20 protein-coding genes are annotated in these 17,380 nt (G+C 62.7%); 13 read left to right on the forward strand and 7 right to left on the reverse strand.

Annotation, left to right across the window (positions count from 1 at the left end; genetic code table 11):
• Positions 1–8 precede the first annotated feature (8 nt).
• From AC1DM5_RS23105 to AC1DM5_RS23115, 3 genes are all read left to right on the forward strand, one after another.
• Positions 9–1,010, forward strand: a complete 1,002-nt coding sequence (locus tag AC1DM5_RS23105) for an AraC family transcriptional regulator (RefSeq protein ID WP_477823241.1) — start codon at positions 9–11, stop codon at positions 1,008–1,010.
• A gap of 222 nt (positions 1,011–1,232) precedes the next feature.
• Positions 1,233–1,943, forward strand: coding sequence for a hypothetical protein (locus tag AC1DM5_RS23110; protein WP_477823240.1), 711 nt, complete (start codon positions 1,233–1,235; stop codon positions 1,941–1,943).
• A 2-nt stretch (positions 1,944–1,945) separates the two neighbouring features.
• Positions 1,946–3,172, forward strand: coding sequence for an HlyD family secretion protein (locus AC1DM5_RS23115; protein WP_477823239.1), 1,227 nt, complete (start codon positions 1,946–1,948; stop codon positions 3,170–3,172).
• A 121-nt stretch (positions 3,173–3,293) separates the two neighbouring features.
• On the opposite strand, the gene AC1DM5_RS23120 is transcribed toward AC1DM5_RS23115, so the two are convergent.
• Positions 3,294–4,088, reverse strand: a complete 795-nt coding sequence (locus tag AC1DM5_RS23120; RefSeq protein ID WP_477975689.1) for an SDR family NAD(P)-dependent oxidoreductase — start codon at positions 4,086–4,088, stop codon at positions 3,294–3,296.
• Positions 4,089–4,303: 215 nt separating this feature from the next.
• Positions 4,304–5,200 (reverse strand): LysR family transcriptional regulator, encoded by an 897-nt coding sequence (locus AC1DM5_RS23125; protein ID WP_477823237.1) that lies wholly within the window; start codon positions 5,198–5,200, stop codon positions 4,304–4,306.
• 185 nt (positions 5,201–5,385) lie between these two features.
• Here AC1DM5_RS23125 and AC1DM5_RS23130 point away from each other — a divergent pair, with 185 nt between their 5' ends.
• Positions 5,386–5,700 carry a hypothetical protein gene (locus tag AC1DM5_RS23130; protein ID WP_477823236.1) on the forward strand — a complete coding sequence of 105 codons (315 nt, stop codon included), beginning with the start codon at positions 5,386–5,388 and terminating at the stop codon, positions 5,698–5,700.
• On the opposite strand, the gene AC1DM5_RS23135 is transcribed toward AC1DM5_RS23130, so the two are convergent.
• Positions 5,661–6,590 carry a LysR substrate-binding domain-containing protein gene (locus AC1DM5_RS23135; RefSeq protein ID WP_477823235.1) on the reverse strand — a complete coding sequence of 310 codons (930 nt, stop codon included), beginning with the start codon at positions 6,588–6,590 and terminating at the stop codon, positions 5,661–5,663. The two genes, AC1DM5_RS23130 and AC1DM5_RS23135, sit on opposite strands and share 40 nt — an antisense overlap.
• Before the next feature lie 121 nt (positions 6,591–6,711).
• Between AC1DM5_RS23135 and AC1DM5_RS23140 the strand changes: the two genes are divergently transcribed.
• On the forward strand, positions 6,712–7,311 hold the full coding sequence (locus AC1DM5_RS23140) for an NADPH-dependent F420 reductase (protein WP_477823234.1): 600 nt from the start codon (positions 6,712–6,714) through the stop codon (positions 7,309–7,311).
• Positions 7,312–7,323: 12 nt separating this feature from the next.
• Positions 7,324–7,713, forward strand: coding sequence for a limonene-1,2-epoxide hydrolase family protein (locus AC1DM5_RS23145; RefSeq protein ID WP_477823233.1), 390 nt, complete (start codon positions 7,324–7,326; stop codon positions 7,711–7,713).
• Positions 7,714–7,875: 162 nt separating this feature from the next.
• On the opposite strand, the gene AC1DM5_RS23150 is transcribed toward AC1DM5_RS23145, so the two are convergent.
• On the reverse strand, positions 7,876–8,499 hold the full coding sequence (locus tag AC1DM5_RS23150) for a LysE family translocator (RefSeq protein WP_477823232.1): 624 nt from the start codon (positions 8,497–8,499) through the stop codon (positions 7,876–7,878).
• Between the two features lie 223 nt (positions 8,500–8,722).
• Between AC1DM5_RS23150 and AC1DM5_RS23155 the strand changes: the two genes are divergently transcribed.
• From AC1DM5_RS23155 to AC1DM5_RS23175, 5 genes are all read left to right on the forward strand, one after another.
• Positions 8,723–9,046, forward strand: coding sequence for a hypothetical protein (locus AC1DM5_RS23155; protein WP_477975691.1), 324 nt, complete (start codon positions 8,723–8,725; stop codon positions 9,044–9,046).
• 78 nt (positions 9,047–9,124) lie between these two features.
• Positions 9,125–9,265, forward strand: coding sequence for a hypothetical protein (locus AC1DM5_RS23160; RefSeq protein WP_477823230.1), 141 nt, complete (start codon positions 9,125–9,127; stop codon positions 9,263–9,265).
• 310 nt (positions 9,266–9,575) lie between these two features.
• Positions 9,576–9,821, forward strand: a complete 246-nt coding sequence (locus tag AC1DM5_RS23165; RefSeq protein WP_477823229.1) for a hypothetical protein — start codon at positions 9,576–9,578, stop codon at positions 9,819–9,821.
• A 75-nt stretch (positions 9,822–9,896) separates the two neighbouring features.
• A complete protein-coding gene (locus AC1DM5_RS23170) occupies positions 9,897–10,796 on the forward strand; it encodes a transglutaminase family protein (RefSeq protein WP_477823228.1) in 900 nt (299 codons plus the stop codon).
• A 65-nt stretch (positions 10,797–10,861) separates the two neighbouring features.
• Positions 10,862–11,671: a transglutaminase-like domain-containing protein gene (locus tag AC1DM5_RS23175; RefSeq protein ID WP_477823227.1), complete on the forward strand. Its 810-nt coding sequence runs from the start codon at positions 10,862–10,864 to the stop codon at positions 11,669–11,671.
• Between the two features lie 15 nt (positions 11,672–11,686).
• On the opposite strand, the gene AC1DM5_RS23180 is transcribed toward AC1DM5_RS23175, so the two are convergent.
• From AC1DM5_RS23180 to AC1DM5_RS23190, 3 genes are all read right to left on the reverse strand, one after another.
• Entirely contained in the window at positions 11,687–12,337 is a 651-nt protein-coding gene (locus AC1DM5_RS23180; protein WP_477823226.1) for an HD domain-containing protein, read from the reverse strand.
• Between the two features lie 118 nt (positions 12,338–12,455).
• Positions 12,456–15,356: a PAS domain-containing protein gene (locus AC1DM5_RS23185; RefSeq protein ID WP_477975693.1), complete on the reverse strand. Its 2,901-nt coding sequence runs from the start codon at positions 15,354–15,356 to the stop codon at positions 12,456–12,458.
• Between the two features lie 196 nt (positions 15,357–15,552).
• A complete protein-coding gene (locus tag AC1DM5_RS23190) occupies positions 15,553–16,185 on the reverse strand; it encodes a CatB-related O-acetyltransferase (protein ID WP_477823224.1) in 633 nt (210 codons plus the stop codon).
• A 191-nt stretch (positions 16,186–16,376) separates the two neighbouring features.
• On the opposite strand from AC1DM5_RS23190, the gene AC1DM5_RS23195 reads away from it, so the two are divergent.
• Both AC1DM5_RS23195 and AC1DM5_RS23200 read left to right on the forward strand, forming a co-directional pair.
• Positions 16,377–16,715, forward strand: coding sequence for a YciI family protein (locus AC1DM5_RS23195; protein ID WP_113325353.1), 339 nt, complete (start codon positions 16,377–16,379; stop codon positions 16,713–16,715).
• Positions 16,716–16,844: 129 nt separating this feature from the next.
• Complete coding sequence (locus AC1DM5_RS23200; protein WP_477823223.1) at positions 16,845–17,378, forward strand: DUF1269 domain-containing protein; 534 nt, start codon at positions 16,845–16,847, stop codon at positions 17,376–17,378.
• The last annotated feature ends 2 nt before the right edge of the window (positions 17,379–17,380 follow it).

Below are 17,380 nucleotides of genomic sequence, written 5' to 3' on the forward strand. Positions count from 1 at the left end.
ATGCAACGATGACCAGGGACGCGGGCGACAGATGCAGGCTGCCGCAGGCCTTCTGGCGCGCGGCGGAGCGCACAGGCCTGCCCGCCCCGGCTCTGCTGCGTCAGGCAAGGTTGCCGGCGACACTGCACATCACGCCGGAGACATGGCTGACGACGGCGCAGTATTTCGCGCTGTGGCGTGCGGTCGAAATGCTCTCGCAAGACCCCGCCATCGGCCTGCGCATGACCGCCGAGACCGATACTTCCGTGCATCCGCCCGCCACGATGTCGGCCTTCTTCGCCCGGGATTACCGCGACGGGCTGCACCGGCTGGCACGGTTCAAACGGCTGTGCACCCCGGAGGAACTGACCGCAGCCGAAACCGGGAGCGAATGCCGGGTCGCGGTGCGCTGGCTTCATACCGATGAAGCCGAGCCGGATGCGGCAGCCGACGTCACCTTTGCGGCGATCATCGAGCTCGGGCGGCGGGGAACGGGGCGGCGCCTCACTCCCATCCGGGTCGAGATGACCCGAAGCGGGCCGGTGACCGACGCACATCGCTCCTACTTCGATGCACCTGTTCGTACCGGCTGCGCGCAGAACGTGCTGGTACTGGATCGTGCCGATCTGGACCTGCCCTTCGCCGGATATAACCCCGAACTGCTTGCGATCCTCGATCCCTCTCTAGCCGCATCGCTTGGCGAAATCGAAGCGCAATCCTCGCTGCCCGATCAGGTGAAAATCCTGATCAAGCGCCGCATCGCCAGCGGCAAGCCCGATATTGCCGATGTGGCCCGCGAAATGGGCATGAGCGAACGGACCCTGCAGCGCCGCATCACCGAACAGGGCGCGAGCTATCGCGGCCTGCTGGACGAGGCGCGGCGGGAACTCGGCCGCCATCTGCTGTCCGACGGGCAGAACGGCATCGACGAGATCGCATTTCTGCTGGGCTTTCAGGATACCAGTTCGTTCTATCGGGCCTTCCGTGCATGGGAAGGGCTTACCCCGGCAGAGTGGAGAGACCTTCACTGAAACTGTTTATCCAGCGGCGCCATGGTCTCGATTCAGCGTGGTGGGAAAACCGGTTCTCGTCTGCCGAATACCGATAGCGGTTGTCTCCGCTTCCTTACCTCTGTCGCATTCCGCTCGCGGGCCGCGTATTTACGCCGATATTACTGTTGCGTACTTTCGTGTTGCACGCAAAGCGCCTAAACTTCAGCCCACACTAAAATGCCATGCGGGGGGAAGTCAGGCATGAGAGACCGATTAAACAGGACGAGGCAGTATGGGCGCCGCCTGCCCGCGGCCGTTGTGGCAGCATCTCTGGCCGCGCAATCCGCATCAGCAGCCGATGAGGCCGCGACCCAACCCTACCACGCCGCCCTCACCGACCATGTGCCCGGCTTCATCACCGCACCGGGGCAGACCGACTATCTCTTCGTCATCGTCATCGTGATGATCCTGGTGATGGTTCTCGTCATCGGCAATCTCTACTTCCAGCTCCATGCCGTGCCCGAGCGCATCGCGCATCAGACGAATAAAGTGCAGATGGAAATCGTCGCGGTTCTGGCGCTGATCTCGCTCTTTACCCACAACCACATCTACTGGATCCTCGGCCTGCTGCTCGCCTTCATCCGCATTCCCGACTTTTCGACCCCGCTCTATTCGATGGCCCGGTCACTGCTCAGGCTCTCCGGCCGCGATCCCGCAAAGGTCGACGATGAGGTGCCGGTCGCCAGTGTGCCGGCCTCCGGTGTTCCGGGCGCCACTGTCCCAGTCGCCAATGTGCCAGCCGGCGCAGTCACCGCTGCCCCAGTCACCATAGCTCCGGTCACCACAGCCCCACCCGCAAGCGCCCCGATTGCCCCCATGCCTGCCGCCGCCCATCCGCAGCCGCCCGGCCAGACGAGTGCACAGCCCGCCCACGGGGCGACAAAGACCGGCCCGCGCGAAGGGAGTATCTGACCATGCTCGAACTGACGCTCTGCTCGATGCTGACCATCCTCCCCGATTATCTCTTCCGGCGCTATGTCCAGGGCAAGCGCATCGGCCGCGAGATCACCCTTTACAGCATGTGGTACGAGCTGCGCTGGGGCATATCAGCCTGCCTGCTGCTCACCATCTCGCTGATCACCATGATCTTCTATTTCCACCCCTCGACGCAGAGCGTCACCGCCGTCTTCCGCACCGTCACCATATTGCCGGAATCCATGGGCCGGGTCGACGAGGTCTATGTCGGCGTCAACCAGAAGGTCGCGGCCGGCGCGCCACTCTTCCGCCTCGACGATTCCACCCAGAAGGCAGCCGTCGACGTGGCGCACAAGCAGATCGCCGAAGTCGAGGCCGAAACCAAGGTGGCCGAGAGCGAGCTTGCCAGCGCCGATGGCATGATCCGGCAGGCCGAAGGCGCCCTGCAGGTCTCGATCGACGAACTGCAAATGAAGACCCAGCTTTTGAAGAACGATGCGGTTGCCCGCCGCGAGGTGGACCGGCTCACCAATACCGTGGAAAGCCAGCGCGGCATGGTCAGCGCCGCCTATGCCAACAAGGAGACGCTGCAAACCAAGCTCAACATTCTTCTGCCGGCGCAGAAGGCAAGCGCCGAGGCAGCACTCGCGCAGGCGCAGGTGGAGCTCGACAAGACACTCGTCAAGGCTGGCGTCGCCGGCACCGTCCAGCAGTTCACGCTGCGCAAGGGCGATGTGCTGAACACCATGTTACGCCCGGCCGGCATCCTCGTACCTGAAGAAGCCGGCCGCGGCACGCTGATTGCCGGCTTCGGCCAGATCGAGGCGCAGGTCATGAGGCCAGGCATGGTGGCAGAAGCCACCTGCGTCGGCAAACCCTTCACCATCATCCCGCTCGTCGTCACCGAGGTGCAGGATGTGATCGCCGCCGGCCAGCTGCGCCCCACCGACCAGCTCATCGATGTTACACAACTGGCAAAACCCGGCACCCTGACCGTCTTCCTGCAGCCCCTCTTCGCCGGCGGCCTGGATGACCTGCCGCCCGGCAGCAGCTGCATCGCCAACGCCTATACCAGCAACCACGATGCGCTGGCCGACCCCAATATCGGCACGCTGAAATGGATAGGCCTGCATGTCATCGATACGGTCGGCGTGGTCCACGCGATGATCCTGCGCATACAGGCCTTGCTGCTGCCGGTGCAGACGCTGGTGCTGACGGGGCATTGAGGGAGACGGTAGCGCTTGCCGCAAATTGATAACAAAGCGCTACCGAGCTATCTTAAAGCAATTCCAGCTCACCGAAGAGTATGGTCACGACCTCATGCTGGTTTAGCAGATTTACCGATGCTCAGCGCAGGCCGCCCGAAACGGTGAGAATCTCGCCCGTCATCCAACCTGATGCGCGAGATGCGAGGAAAAGTGCGACTGGGCTCAGGTCGGACGGATGACCAGGCCGCTTTTCCAAGGGGGTGTTTGCGATAAGGCGCGCCTCCTGCTCACTGCCTTTCACACCTATCGCGCGCGCGCCTTCCGTGTCGAAGTAACCGGGCATGATGGCGTTCACCCGTATCTTCCTTTCGGCAAGCTCGAGCGCCAGCACTTTGGTGATTGCATTTACCGCTGCCTTCGATGCCGAATACACGGCGCTGAAGGGAGAATTGCCAAGAGCCGACAGGGAGCTGATATTCACAATGCTTCCGCCGGATACATTGAAATTCGCGACGGCAATCCTGGTCGCCGTTAATAGACCAAGCACATTGGTGTCAAAGATGTGGCGAAAATGCTCCCCATCGATATCCGGCAACGCCTTGAAATCGAACACCGCACCGTTGTTGATCAAGACATCAAGCGGACCGAACGCCGCCACGACCTCGCCGACCATGGCCTCGACATCGGCAGCTTTCGATAAATCAGCCTGAACGGCAATCGCCTGCCCGCCTGCCGCTTCGATTTCCCTGACGACGCGCTCGGCGCCTTCGCTGTCACGGGCATAGCCGACGGCGACACTCGCGCCGGCAGCGCCCAACGCCGTCGCAATGCCCGCTCCAATCCCTTTCGATGCGCCCGTCACTAAGACGACTTTACCCGCTAATTCGCCACCCATGCGTCTGTCCTTTTCTTGATGATTGAGTTGCGGCGCCATTACCTTCGGAATCCGGGCGCCTGCAGCGTTCGCCGTTAGCTCCGCCGCGTATGTTCGCGTCGGAAGGCGTCCCCACCGACAATGCCGCGGTCACGATGCGCTCGTTGATCTGTTTCCAGCGGCGTTTCAGGTCCGCGTGAGTTCAAACTATCAATTCCTGGTGCAGTGATTAGGTAGCCCGTTGGGATAGCAAGCATTCCGGCCAGGAATGGACGCTAATTCTCGGGAAGATCGGAAAGTAGCTCTGCCAGAAATTCGATAAAGACCGAAACCTTGCCGGCCATTCGCCGCCCTGCAGGCCGCACGACGCTGATCGGGATCGGCTCCGGCTCATAATCTGCCAGAACGCGCCTCACCGATCCGGCCGCCAGGTCTCGCTGAAAAAGCCAAAGCGGCGCCTGGGCAATGCCGAGCCCGGCAAGGACTGCCTCGCGCATTTGCTCACCTTCATTGGCGCGAAATCTGCTCCTAGGCTGATAGGATACGGGTCCGAGCCGCCCACCTAATGTCCAGGGACGCGGGCCTTCCTGCGATACAAAAAGAACGGCGTGGTGATGATCGCAGTCGCTCGGCTTTGAGGGTTCGCCGTGCTGCGCAAGATAGCCAGTCGACGCGACGAGAACCACGGGTGAGCTTCCGATCTTCCTGGCAACTAGGCCCGAGTCGGCAAGAGCGCCATTGCGGATCGCGAGGTCGATACCCTCTTCCACAAGATTGCTTGTGCGCTCCGATACCAGCATCTCGACGCTTATGTCGGGATACCTGGCCAGGAATTCTGGTAATCGAGGAACCACGTATTGCCTGGAGAAAGCGTGAGCCGCGGTGACCCGCACCACTCCGGCGGGAGACGCCTGGCCACGGCCTACCCGCGACTCGGCAGCCTCCAGATCGCCGATAAGGCGTGAAGCCGATTCATAAAAGTCCCGGCCTGCCTCGGTCAGGCTGAGATTGCGTGAAGTGCGCATAAGCAGTTGTGCGCCCAAGTAGGTCTCCAGGCTCGCCACTTGTTTGCTGACGGCCGGTTGCCCCACGCCGAGTTCACGCGCAACAGCTGAGAAGCTTCCGCTCTCTACAACCCGCACAAAGATCTTGATGGCGTCAAGCCGATCCATGGTCCTTCACGCATTTATCTATTCCCAAAACGGAATGTAGTTTATTCCTGTATGGCAGTCATCTCCTCACAAACGGAATACGATAGAGCAAGCTGCGACGGCTCATGGCCCGCGCGAAGATGCCCCGGCCTTGCGAAGTGCCACCCGCCCCGCCACTTATGCGACAGAACCTTCAAAGGCTTCCCATGCACCCCGCAGACGACGATTTCTCCCAGACGCTTGCCCGCATCCCCGAGGGCTACAGCGAAGGCAGCTTCGAGGCCGGCCGCTGGGGCGCTACCGTCAAGCGCTCGCCGGACGGCAAGCGCATCTGGCTCTACGCCGAGGATCTCGCCGGCACCGATATCGTCAGCTTCAACTTCTATCTGCTGGAGGCAAGCGGCAGCACGCTGAAGCCCTGCGAAATGTCGTCCGCGAAGGTCATCGCCTTCGTGCTCGGCTACCGGCCCGACAAGCAGGATCAACCCAAGCTGCCGGCAAAACGCTCGGCAAGCCGCTGACGCTGAAAACCCTCGATGACGAAATCGATGAACACCCGCGTCTTGAGCGGCAACAGCGTCCTGTTGGCGTAATAGATCGAGATCGGCCCGATATCGACATACCAGGAGGGCACGAGCCGGATCAGTTCGCCGCTGTCGAGATGGGCAAGCGCATCTGGCTTGGAAAGCAGTGTCACGCCGAGCCCGAGAAGGGCTGCAGCGCGCATAGCGGCGGGGTCGTTGACGACGATCTTTGGCGTGAGATCGACAGGCTGTTCCTCTCCCGCAGCGTTACGCATCTGCCGTTGCGGGATGCGCCCGGTATTGATCGATTTCATGACGATGCCGTCGAGCCCGGCAAGCCCGGCCGGATCGACCGGCGGCACGCGGCCCTGCATATAGGCGGGTGATGCCACCGCCACGAGATGGGCCGGCGCAAGCGGCCGCGCCACCACGCCCGAGGCAAGCTCGAAGCCGCCGCCGATTGCCGCATCGTAACCCTCCCCGATCAGATCCACCTGCCGGTTCTCGAACATCCATTCCGGCCGCACCAGCGGATAGCGCTTCATGAATTCAGGCAGCATGGGCAGCACGTATTCGATGCCGAAGGCCGGGCTGAGGCTGACCTTCAGGAGACCGGCCGGCTCCGCCTGCTCGTTGGAGATTTCGGCAATCGCCCCCTGCAGCCCCTCGAGATGGTCGCGCATGGCGATGAGAAAGCGCTCGCCCGCTTCCGTCAGCGTCAGGCTGCGCGTGCTGCGATGAAAGAGCCGAAGCTTCAGATTGGCTTCAAGCGCCGCCACATTGCGGCTGACCGCTGCCGGTGTCAGCCCGAGACGCCGCGCCGCCGCCGAAAAGCCGCCGAGCTCGGCGCTGCGCACGAAGGATTCCAGGTTGGCCAGGCTTTCCATCGTTGATCACCTTCAAAAAAGACTTGAAACTGATACCATCCACTTCTGTCTAATCAAAGGGGAATGGCATCGCGATATTGGCTCCATCGAACCAACACGACATCCAGAAAGGAAGCTTGCCATGTCCATCGGTATCATCGGCGCCGGCAATATCGGCTCCGCCTTCGCCCGCGCTCTCGCCCGCAACGGTATCGCCGCCACCATCGCCAATAGCCGCGGTCCTGAAACCCTCGGCGAACTCACCGCCGAACTCGCCCCTCACATCACCGCCGGCACCATCGAAGAGGCGGCAAAGGCCGATATCGTCCTCATCGCCGTGCCCTGGTCGAAGCTGCCGGCCGCACTATCCGGCCTGCCGGATTGGGCCGGCCGTATCGTCATCGATGCCAACAACCCGATCGAGGCACCCCTCTTCAAGCCGGCCGAGCTCGGCGGCCGCCTGTCGAGCGAAATCGTCGCTGGCCTCGTGCCCGGCGCCCGCCTCGTGAAGGCCTTCAACCACCTCCTTGCCAATCTCGTCTCGGCCGATCCCAAAGCCGAAGGTGGCAACCGCGTGCTCTTCTATTCGGGAGACGATGCGCAGGCGAAGGCGGAAGTCGGCGCCCTGATCACCCGCCTCGGCTTTGCCGGCATCGACCTCGGCACGCTCAAGGTTGGAGGCAGCCTGACGCAGTTCCCCGGCGGCCCGCTGCCGGCAATCAACTTCGTCAAGTTCGGCTGAAGGAGAACGGAGATGTCCCCGACCCCGATAGAAACCGCAAAAACCTTCTTCGCTCACTGGAGTGCCAACCGCATCGAGGATGCACTCGCCATGCTCGCCGACGACGTGCTCTACGACAACGTACCCCTGCCCGATGTCATCGGCCGCGAAAACGTCCGCAAATTCCACGCCGATTTCGGCATCGGCACCGTCTTCAAGGTGGACTGGGAGGTCACGGAAATCGCCGTCTCCGGCAATGTCGTGCTGAACGAGCGCATTGATATCTTCACCCACGAAAGCGGCGGTCAAATCACCCTGCCGGTCATGGGCACGCTCACGGTGGAGAATGGCAAAATCACGCTCTGGCGCGACTATTTCGATCTTGGTAGTTTCGAGCGGCAGCTGGCGGCAATCGGCCAGTAGCGGCCCCTCGACCGCCTCTAGTGCGGCGCCAGCAATATCGGCGCCGCCTTTGCCAAGAGCCGTGCGCCGAGATGCCAGCAAAGCCGACTGCTTCGAGCGCCAGCTGGCCGCGATAAACGGTAGCAACTCAAACCCCGGGCATATCAGTGGCCGGGGCGCCGCTTACTGCTGCTGAAACGCCAGCCGCACGCCAAGCGCCATATAGATCGAGCCGATCACCTTTCCCTGCCAGCGGCCGATCGTCCGGTTCCTGTTGAGCCAGCCGCGCACCGAGCCGGCGCCGATCGCAAGTGCCGAGGTCACGCAGATGCTGAGCGCCACGAAGATGATGCCGAGCAGCGCGAATTGCCCGATCACCGATCCGCTTTCGGGATGGATGAATTGCGGCAGGAAGGCGAGGAAGAACAGCGCCGTCTTCGGGTTCAGGATTTCCGTGAATATCCCCTGCCGGAACGCCTTGCCGGGGCTGATCTCCGGGGCCGCCGTCATATCGAGATTGCCTGACTTTTCGATGAAGGCCCGGTATCCGAGGTAGATGAGATAGGCCACGCCGATATATTTGACCACTTCAAAGGCGAGTGCCGAAGTCGCGAGCAAGGCCGAAAGGCCGAAGGTCGCCATGGTGGAATGGATGAGATCGCCCGCCCCAATGCCTAGCCCCGTTGCGATGCCGGCCCGCCTGCCGCCGCTGACCGATCGGGCGAGAACCAGCAGTGTCGCCGGCCCGGGAATCACCATCAGCCCGAGCACGACAAGAACATAAGTCGTCAAAACGGTGATACTCATCTTCGATTTCCGTTGCTTGAAATATCCGCCTTCAAATTAACGCCTTCTGCCGTCGGCGCAATATTCGAAAAGTTTACGCCGCGACAGCTGCCGGGTCCCTGCTTTGCGCGAGAAACGCCTTGCGCCGCGCAGCGAATAAGCGCAGGATTCCAATTGCTGGCAGCCACTTCAAGGGCGCTGCCGGTTCGGGCGTTAGCCCTGGCCCCAACGAAAGGAGGACGAGATGTCTTCCGATTTTTATCCGTCAAGTCTGTCGCGCAATCTCATCCGAACCGGCGCATTCGCCTATCGTGAGAATGTGGCGCTCGGCATTCTTAATCGTGCCGAAGATGCCGCCGGCGGGCAGCAGAGCGATCGTTTCGAATCCGCCAGCAGTTTCGTGGCTTTTCCCGATTTCAGCCGTGGGCCGCACACCGGCCGGGGAACGAATGCGCTGCGCATTCATTCACCTCGGCATTCCCCAAGGCAATCCCAGGGGCAATCGCGTCTTTCCACATCGGCAGCCTCTCAGGACGAGCGTCCCGGCATCGGGCCTCTGCCCCTTTGATGCTGCAGCGACCGCGCCGCCAGCCGGCGGCAGGCCGCAATACCTGATCTGTCTCGCATCCCACACAAGGAGGAAACCATGGCGAAAGGCCAAGTCCGCAGCAACCGCGAAGTCCGCAAGCCGAAGAAAGACCGCTCTGCCTCAGCTACACCTGCTGCCGCACCCGGCACGCAGGTCAAGATGGCAGGCACCAGCACGGGCAGCGATAAGAAGAAATAACGCCCGCTCCGGCGCGACGGCCTTTCGGCTGTCTCGCCCATCGTCAAGGATAGCAATATGACCACCAACAAACGCGCAGCGGAAAATCTCTTCCGCCCTCCGCAACCTGAAAAAGCCTCCGATGCCGAAAAGCTCCAGGATGTACGCAAGCGACTGCAGCAGAGACAACGCGAACAACGGCAGGACGAACGCCGCCAGCGCGCGATAACGCGGTCGACCCTACCCGCAGTTTCATCCTGAAACCGTCGACCCAGGAAGACATTGATACCCGGATGGCTCGGCCATATCAGGAACGAGCAAGGACCATGAAGTGGCAGAATTCGACTATATGATCGAAGCCGGGCTTTACACCGGCAAGACATTGCGCAGTTCGCGCGGCCCCCGCTATAAGCGCTTCGAAACAGCCGCGGAAGCGGTGCGTTTTGCCATGGAAGACCTGCCCGGCTCGCAATTGCGCGGCTGTGTGATGGAAGTGAATGAAGCCCGCTTCGACGAAAAGCAGATCCGCATGCTTTACGATGCGGCCGCCTATCCGCTTTCGCGCAGAGAGAAGTAACGGGCGCCCGCGGATATTTTCACCGCGGTCATGTCTCCTATGGTCAGTGCCGCGTCATGAAAATAGGGAGGCAGGATGACGATTTTCTCCGTCCGCCACATCACGTCCTACCATTACAAAAGGCCGGTTCATTTCGGCCAGCACCGGCTGATGTTCCGCCCCCGCGACAGCTTCGACCAGACGCTTCTGAGCTGCAGCCTCGATGTCTCTCCCGGGCCGGCATCCGTGCGCTGGATCCACGATGTCTTCGGCAATTGCATCGCACTCGTCGATATCACAGCCGCCTCCGCCGAACTGCGCTTCGAGACCGTCATCCGTCTCGAACATACGGCGCAGGTTCGGCTCGATCTGGAGATCGACAGCAAGGCGCTGAGCTTTCCCTTCGCCTATGATGAGGACGAGGCGATCGATCTCGAACGCACCATCGTCAGGCACTATCCCGATCCCGATGACGAAGTCGGCAAATGGGCGCGCCAATTTGTGCCCCTGAGCCATCGGGCGCGTACCGGCCATATCCTGATGACGCTCTGCTACGCCATCCATGAGAGCTTCAACTACAATAGGCGCTTCGAACACGGCACGCAGGCGCCGCGCGACACATTGCGGCTGCGCAGCGGCACCTGCCGCGATTTTGCGCTGCTGATGATGGAGGCCACCCGCTCCCTCGGCTTCGCCGCCCGCTTCGTCACCGGCTATGTCTATGTTGCTGATCGCGATGGCTCGATCACACTTGGCGGCGGCTCGACGCATGCCTGGTGCCAGGTCTATCTGCCGGGTGCGGGCTGGGTGGAGTTCGATCCCACCAACGGCATTGTCGGAAACCGCGACCTGATCCGCGTCGGTGTCGCCCGCGACCCGCGCCAGGCCGTGCCGCTGTCAGGCAGCTATGACGGCGGATCGCGCGATTTCGACAACATGAAGGTGCAGGTCAACGTCACGACGGAACAGGAATTCGATGCCGCAACGGCCAGGTGACGGAACGGCTAGCCCGCTTATGCATTCGCCTGCAGGACGAACCCCGTTTCAAAGGACCACGCCCCATGAAGATACGTGCAGGCTTCCACATCGGCTATGAATGCGAGCATGAAACGCCCATGCTGCTGGTCCTCAACATCCACCCGTCCCGCCGGGTGGATCTGCTGACGGAACAGGTGCTGAGCTTCGACCGGCAGATCGAAGCCTGGGCCTATACCGACGCCTTCGGCAATGCCTGCAGCCGTATCGTAGCACCCCCGGGCCTGACGACCATTTCCACCGAATTCGAAATCTACGACAGCGGCCTGCCGGATCCCGTTCCCGAAGGTGCGCTCCAGCACAACATCAACGATCTGCCCGACGATGTGCTCGTCTACCTGCTCGGCAGCCGCTATTGCGATACCGACCGTCTCGCCGATTTCGCCTGGAAGACCTTTTTCAAAACACCGCTCGGCTGGCCGCGCGTCCAGGCGATCCTCGATTTCACCCACAAGCGCATCGCCTTCGATTACCAGAAGGCAGATCCGCTGCGCACCGCCTTCGGCGGCTTCACGGATCGCACGGGCGTGTGCCGCGACTTCGCCCATCTTGCCATCACGCTCTGCCGCTGCATGAACATCCCGGCGCGCTACTGCACCGGCTATCTCGGTGATATCGGCGTGCCCAAGGACCCGAACCCGATGGATTTCAGCGCCTGGTTCGAGGTCTATCTGAGCGGCCGCTGGTACACGGTCGACGCCCGCCACAACACGCCGCGTATCGGCCGCATCCTGATGGCAACGGGCCGCGACGCCACCGACGTCGCCATGTCGACGGCCTTCGGCCCCGCGGTCCTGAAGCGCTTCGAGGTGGTTACGGATGAGATGCCGGTTTGATGCGGCTTGCTCCCCTCACTCGTCAAACGGCGCCTGCGCAACGAGATCGACCGACGACGTCGCAACCGCATAACCTGGCACGAGACGTTCGCCGAAATCCCGCACGAAATTGTCATAGGTCGTTTCGGGCCGCGTCCTGGCGATATGGCAGAAACAGTTGGTCATCATCTTCTTCATGCCGAGCCGGGGAAATTCCGCGACGATCGCCTTCATCTCGGCCGCCGGAATGAGGCTGTACTGGAAGCCGACAACATCGAGGCAGATGCCGGTCGTACAAAGCGCAATCTCGGCCTCCTTGTAGAGACCGATCGAAGGCGTCGAGTTCAGCGCGACGGCATCCCAGATCATCTGGGCGCGGCGCCGGTCGAGCCCGGCATCGACGGCAAAGCCGCGTGCCAGATCCGCCGCTTCCACTTCGAACCGGCGCGGCCCCGCAAAGCGCTCGTTGAGGGTGATGTCGTGCAGCAGCGTGCCGAGTGCCACGACTTCGCCATCGTGCTCGATCCGCTGCAACTGCCCGATCCGGACCGCAAACAGCCAGGACCGCATGACGTGATTGAAGAGATAGGGTTCGCAGTCCGTGCGCGCATAATCCATCGCCCGATCGATGATGGCGGTGCTCGGAACCGAGACGCCCGCAAGCATCCGTGTCTCTGTCCTGTTCATGATGCCAAAGCCTTCTTCTGATGCTGGAAGCAGTCAGAGGAATAGGCCCGAGCGCGCCGCCCCGCTATCCAACGAAGGTTTGCCCACCGAAGGTATGGCAAGGGGCGACAGGCGCGTCTCACGCCACTGCCCCCTCATCCGGCAGCGTGAAGATGAACCTCGTCCCGCGCGGCTCATTCTGTTCCGCCCACAGCTGCCCGCCATGCGCCTCGACGATCGAGCGGCAGATCGCGAGCCCCATGCCCATCCCCTGCTCTTTCGTCGAAAAGAACGGCTCGAATATCTTGTCGGGAAATTCGATACCCGCGCCTCGGTCGCTGACTTCGATGCGCATCATGCCGTCCGCCCTGCGCACGCGCAGCTCAAGCACCCTGTCATCGCCAACATCGGCCATCGCATCCATGCCGTTGCGCATGAGGTTGATGACGACCTGCTGGATCTGCACCCGGTCGAACGCCGTGCCGAGCACAGCGTCCTCGGCATCGATATCGACGCGGACGCCGCGGCGGGCGGCCTCTTCGGCGAGCAGATCGCCCGCCTCGGTGATGACACGGCCGAGTGTGAGGCAATCCCGCTTGTCCTCGGCGCGCTTGAACAGGGCGCGCACGCGGGTGACGACATCGCTTGCCGAATGCGCGCTCATGATGATGCGCTCCAGCGTTTTCTGCGCCCGCTCGATATTCGGCGGTTCCGCCATCAGCCAGCGCCGGCAGGCGTCTGAAGAACTCATCACCGCCGAGAGCGGCTGATTGACCTCATGCGCGATGGAGGCCGAGAGCTCCGCAAGGCTGGCCGCCTGGCTGGCTCGCGCCAGGCTCTCCTGCGCCGAGAGCAGCTTTTCTTGTGCTCGCACCTCGCCGTCGATGTCGAGGCAGACGACGTTCCACTGCACGATGGTGCCTTCGGCATCGCGCATCGGTGCTGCGCGCGTCTCCACCCAGCGATATTCGCCATCGAAACGTCTGAGGCGATGCCTGCGGGCATAGGGTTCGCCCGTTGCCAGCGCGTGGGCATATTTCTCCTTCACCCCGGCCAGATCGTCGGGATGCACACCGGCGTCAAGCGTGCCGGCCAGCCGGGATTTGCCCGTCCCGTCGAGCTCATCGAGATCGTAGCCGAGGAAGTCACGCAGCCTCTGGCTGCGGAAGATCGGCTCGCCATCGGGCGTGGCGCAATCGATCATCGCCGGCAGGGTTTCCACCAGCTGCCGCAGGAAGCGCTCCTGCTCGCGCAACGCATCCTGAGTGGTGACGAGGTCGTGGATGTCGGAGCTGACGCCGTACCATCGCAGGATGACCCCGGCCTCGTCCCTCAGCGGTTCCGCCCGCGTCTCGGTCCAGCGATAGCCGCCATCGGCGCGGGCCTGACGGTATCGCACAAAATAGGATTCCCCGGTCGCGAAGGAATGCAGTATCGCCCGGCGCGCCGCCTCACGGTCATCTGCATGGATGACGCTGAGCGAGGGTAATCCGTCAGGTCCGATCATCTCTTCGAGACTGGCGCCCGTCACCTCGGTAAAGGGCTTGTTGACATAGATCGGCCGTCCCTCCGCCGTCGCGCTCCAGATCAGCGCTGGCACGGTGTCGATGAGCTGTTGCAGCTGCCGTTCGCGTTCGCGAAGTGCCGCCTCCGTGCGCTTGTAGGCGTCGATATCGACAGTCACGCCATACCATCCGGTGATGCGCCCCTGCCCGTCGCGCGTCGGTCGCGCAGCCGCCCGGTGCCAGACATAGGCGCCATTGGCGCGCAGAACCCGGTATTCGAAATTCCAGTGCTCGCCGGTCCGCAGCGCATGGCGCAGCGTCTCGCCTGCCTCTTCACTGTCATCAGGGTGCACGCCGCGCTGCCAGCCCTGCCGCCCGCCCTCGACGAAGGGCTTGCCGTCGAGAAGAAGATTCAGGTCTTCGAGCACCATGGCGATCGAAGTCTGCGCCGTCGGTGTCGCATAGGTGAACTGCCCTGATGCATCCATCGCCCAGGCGCCGCCATAGAGGTTCTCGATGGCAAGTGCGGCGCGCACCGCTTCGCCGGTTTCACCAAGAGAACTCGCCGTCGTCCATCGCTCGTCCTGCCGCGCGACGGCCGGATCGATATCGACGCTGGTGCCGTATTTCGGCTCCACCCGAAACTCCACCCACCGGTAGCTGCCGTCGGCCTGAAGCTTCCGGTAGCTGCTGACCTGGGGAATGCCATGGAAGAAAGCCCGCGCACGCGCCTGTTCCACCGTCGCCCTGTCATGCGGATGAACGTCAGCCATCGGCGGCAGCCCGTCGGATGCCGCCATATCGGCCGGAGAACCACCGGGATCATCAGCCGCAATTCCGCCGGCAAGAGGCGCACTCTCGGCATCGATGACGGTACCGTACCATCCGGTGATGGTGCCGTTGCCGTCGCGCAGCGGCTGCCCCGTGCTGCGCGTCCAGCCGTAGCCGCCCGCGGGGCGCGGCATGCGGCTGTCCACGCTGTAATGCTCGCCCGTCTGCAGGCAGCGCCGCCACAGGGCCGCGGCAACCTCATAATCATCAGGGTGGATGACCCGTTTCCAGCCGAATTCCTTGTCGTCGTCACGTGCATTGAAGTCTTCCAGGCCGAGCCCGAGAAAGGCGAGCACACTGGGGGTCACGTAGAGGAAAGCGCCAGCGGCATCGGTCGCCCAGGCAACGCCGGTGAGCCGCTCGACCGATTTCGCCGCCCGCACGGCGTCGGCATCCGGCCTGTCCGCCACCTTGACCGAAACGATCGAGCCGAGAGACAGCGAAAGCGCAAACAAAGCCGCCCATGACAGAGCAGGTTCGCGCATTCCGGCATCGAGCAGCGCCGCCAGCAGCGCGCCGAGCAAGGCCACCGCGAGGACGGCATAAATGAGCCTCGCAGCACCGCCGCGCGCATAAAGAAAAGCAGCGGCAACGGGACCGAGCAGCCCGAGCGGCGTCATCGTCAGCCAGGACACGACCATGCCGACGAGGCAAGCGACGACGGCAAGCGCCAGGCGCCGGCGGGAAGCATCCGGCATCAGCATGCGCGCATCCCGCCATCGGGCGCGGGCTGAAAACGATTGGCGACGTGGCCGCTATCGGCCATTGGCGTCCGGCCGCATGAAAGCATGGTTCGACCTGATCCCATCATATGCGATTGCAACACCCTGTCTTTGTCGAGGATAGCGCCACCGAGAACAATTGGAAGGGCGCCGGCGATCGCAGGCATCGCCTGTCCGTTCAGGCCCGCTTCAGCGCCGCGAGATCGCCGCTTTCCAGCGCCGGCAGATTGGCTTCGATCTTGTCGATCGGCCAGTCCCACCAGGCAAGGTCGAGGATCTCGCTGATGACCTCGACAGGATAGCGCATGCGGATGATATGTGCCGGATTGCCGCCGACCACAGCATAGGGCGGTACATCGCGGGTGACGACCGAAGCGGCAGCGACAATCGCGCCCGCACCGATCGTGACACCCGGCATGATGACAGCGTCGTGGCCGATCCAGACATCGTGCTCGACCACCGTATCCTTCACCGGCAGATCCTTGTAGCCGAAGGTTTCCGGCTTGAAGATGCGGAACGGATAGGTGGTGATGCCGCCCATCGGATGATTGGCCGAACTGGTGATGAAATAGCTGCCGCGGGCAATCTGCACGAACTTGCCGATCACCAGCCGCTCCCGGCAACCCCGCCCCAGATAGGGCGCGAGGATCTCGGCCGTCTCCTCGAGCTTTCCGTAATGCGTGAAGTAGCTGTAATCGCCGATCTCCATGCGCGGATGATCGATGACATTCTTCAGGTATATCGTCGTCTTCGAAACCCTGCCATCGGGATGGGTGATGGGAAAGGCTAAATTCGCATCGAGAAGCGGCATGAGAAGACCTTTGCGCAGGTTTTTGCGGCAGCGAGCGCCGCCGCCGGGCGGAATCCGGAAGCAGAATTCCTATAGCCGATCCGCCCGCAGGATCCAAAATCTCTCGAACAACCTGTCGAATTCCGTTCCGCCCATTCGTCTGTAGAATGAAGCCAGGCCAGCCGGCCAGCCTGACATCACAGGAGAAACAGATGCCCCAATATCTCGTCGCCATCCACCTCCCCGACGATTACGCCCCCTGCAAGGAAGACGATGCGACGATGCGCGATATCGACGTGTTGAACGAAGAGATGGTGGCCGCCGGCGTCAGGCTCTTCGTCGGCGGCCTCAACCCGGTCAGCAAGGCAATGTCGGTGCGGGCACAGCCCGACGGCAAGCTGCTCGTCACCGACGGACCATACCTCGAAACCAAGGAACACATCGGCGGCTTCTGGGTGCTGGAAGCGGCCGATATGGACGAGGCGCTCGCCTGGGGCCGCAAGGCCGCCATCGCCTGCCGGGCACCGGTCGAGGTGCGCGGCTTCAATTGACGGCACCGGCCCCACCCTTCATCGCCCTCTCACATGTGAGTGCTAGCCCTAGCAAATGGCGGCCGCCTTATGGACAGAGCGCCGCCGGCGCCTATCTGCCGCATCTGTAATCCAACAGGAGGGAAAGCCATGTCAGAATTCGTGGTGCTTGGTTTCGATACCGCCGACAAGGCGGATGCCGTGCTCAACCGGCTCGTCCAGCTTGAGAAGGAATATCTCGTCGATCTCGAAGATGCCGTCATCGCCGTGCGCGACCCCGCCGGCAAGGTGCGCCTCAAGCAGAGCGTCAATCTCACGGCCGCAGGTGCTGCAAGCGGCGGCCTCTCCGGCGCACTCTGGGGCACGCTCGTCGGCCTGCTCTTCCTCAATCCGCTCGCCGGCATGGTCCTCGGCGGCGCCTTCGGCGCAGGCTCCGGTGCGCTCGCGGGCTCGATGACCGATTACGGCATCGACGACGACCTCATCAAGAAACTCGCCGACACCATCCCCATCAACAGCTCCGCCCTCTTCCTGCTGCTGCGCAAGGTGCAGCCGGAAAAGGTACTGGCCGAATTCAAGGGCGAACACGCCACCATCCTGCGCTCCTCGCTCTCGCCGGAGCAGGAAGAGCAGCTGCGCAAAGCGCTTGCGGCAGAGCCGGTGGTCGCGACGCCTGCGGCCTGAAC

This window comes from Rhizobium sp. 01T437, assembly GCF_056398505.1.

Excerpts from the sequence above, each read along its gene's own strand:
- AC1DM5_RS23180 (WP_477823226.1), bottom strand. The coding sequence starts at position 12,337 with ATGAACAGGACAGAGACACGGATGCTTGCGGGCGTCTCGGTTCCGAGC.
- AC1DM5_RS23185 (WP_477975693.1), bottom strand. The coding sequence starts at position 15,356 with ATGCTGATGCCGGATGCTTCCCGCCGGCGCCTGGCGCTTGCCGTCGTC.
- AC1DM5_RS23105 (WP_477823241.1), top strand. The coding sequence starts at position 9 with ATGACCAGGGACGCGGGCGACAGATGCAGGCTGCCGCAGGCCTTCTGG.
- AC1DM5_RS23200 (WP_477823223.1), top strand. The coding sequence starts at position 16,845 with ATGTCAGAATTCGTGGTGCTTGGTTTCGATACCGCCGACAAGGCGGAT.
- AC1DM5_RS23110 (WP_477823240.1), top strand. The coding sequence starts at position 1,233 with ATGAGAGACCGATTAAACAGGACGAGGCAGTATGGGCGCCGCCTGCCC.
- AC1DM5_RS23160 (WP_477823230.1), top strand. The coding sequence starts at position 9,125 with ATGGCGAAAGGCCAAGTCCGCAGCAACCGCGAAGTCCGCAAGCCGAAG.
- AC1DM5_RS23140 (WP_477823234.1), top strand. The coding sequence starts at position 6,712 with ATGTCCATCGGTATCATCGGCGCCGGCAATATCGGCTCCGCCTTCGCC.
- AC1DM5_RS23155 (WP_477975691.1), top strand. The coding sequence starts at position 8,723 with ATGTCTTCCGATTTTTATCCGTCAAGTCTGTCGCGCAATCTCATCCGA.
- AC1DM5_RS23195 (WP_113325353.1), top strand. The coding sequence starts at position 16,377 with ATGCCCCAATATCTCGTCGCCATCCACCTCCCCGACGATTACGCCCCC.
- AC1DM5_RS23170 (WP_477823228.1), top strand. The coding sequence starts at position 9,897 with ATGACGATTTTCTCCGTCCGCCACATCACGTCCTACCATTACAAAAGG.
- AC1DM5_RS23115 (WP_477823239.1), top strand. The coding sequence starts at position 1,946 with ATGCTCGAACTGACGCTCTGCTCGATGCTGACCATCCTCCCCGATTAT.
- AC1DM5_RS23125 (WP_477823237.1), bottom strand. The coding sequence starts at position 5,200 with ATGGATCGGCTTGACGCCATCAAGATCTTTGTGCGGGTTGTAGAGAGC.
- AC1DM5_RS23130 (WP_477823236.1), top strand. The coding sequence starts at position 5,386 with ATGCACCCCGCAGACGACGATTTCTCCCAGACGCTTGCCCGCATCCCC.
- AC1DM5_RS23145 (WP_477823233.1), top strand. The coding sequence starts at position 7,324 with ATGTCCCCGACCCCGATAGAAACCGCAAAAACCTTCTTCGCTCACTGG.
- AC1DM5_RS23135 (WP_477823235.1), bottom strand. The coding sequence starts at position 6,590 with ATGGAAAGCCTGGCCAACCTGGAATCCTTCGTGCGCAGCGCCGAGCTC.
- AC1DM5_RS23150 (WP_477823232.1), bottom strand. The coding sequence starts at position 8,499 with ATGAGTATCACCGTTTTGACGACTTATGTTCTTGTCGTGCTCGGGCTG.
- AC1DM5_RS23190 (WP_477823224.1), bottom strand. The coding sequence starts at position 16,185 with ATGCCGCTTCTCGATGCGAATTTAGCCTTTCCCATCACCCATCCCGAT.
- AC1DM5_RS23120 (WP_477975689.1), bottom strand. The coding sequence starts at position 4,088 with ATGGCGCCGCAACTCAATCATCAAGAAAAGGACAGACGCATGGGTGGC.
- AC1DM5_RS23175 (WP_477823227.1), top strand. The coding sequence starts at position 10,862 with ATGAAGATACGTGCAGGCTTCCACATCGGCTATGAATGCGAGCATGAA.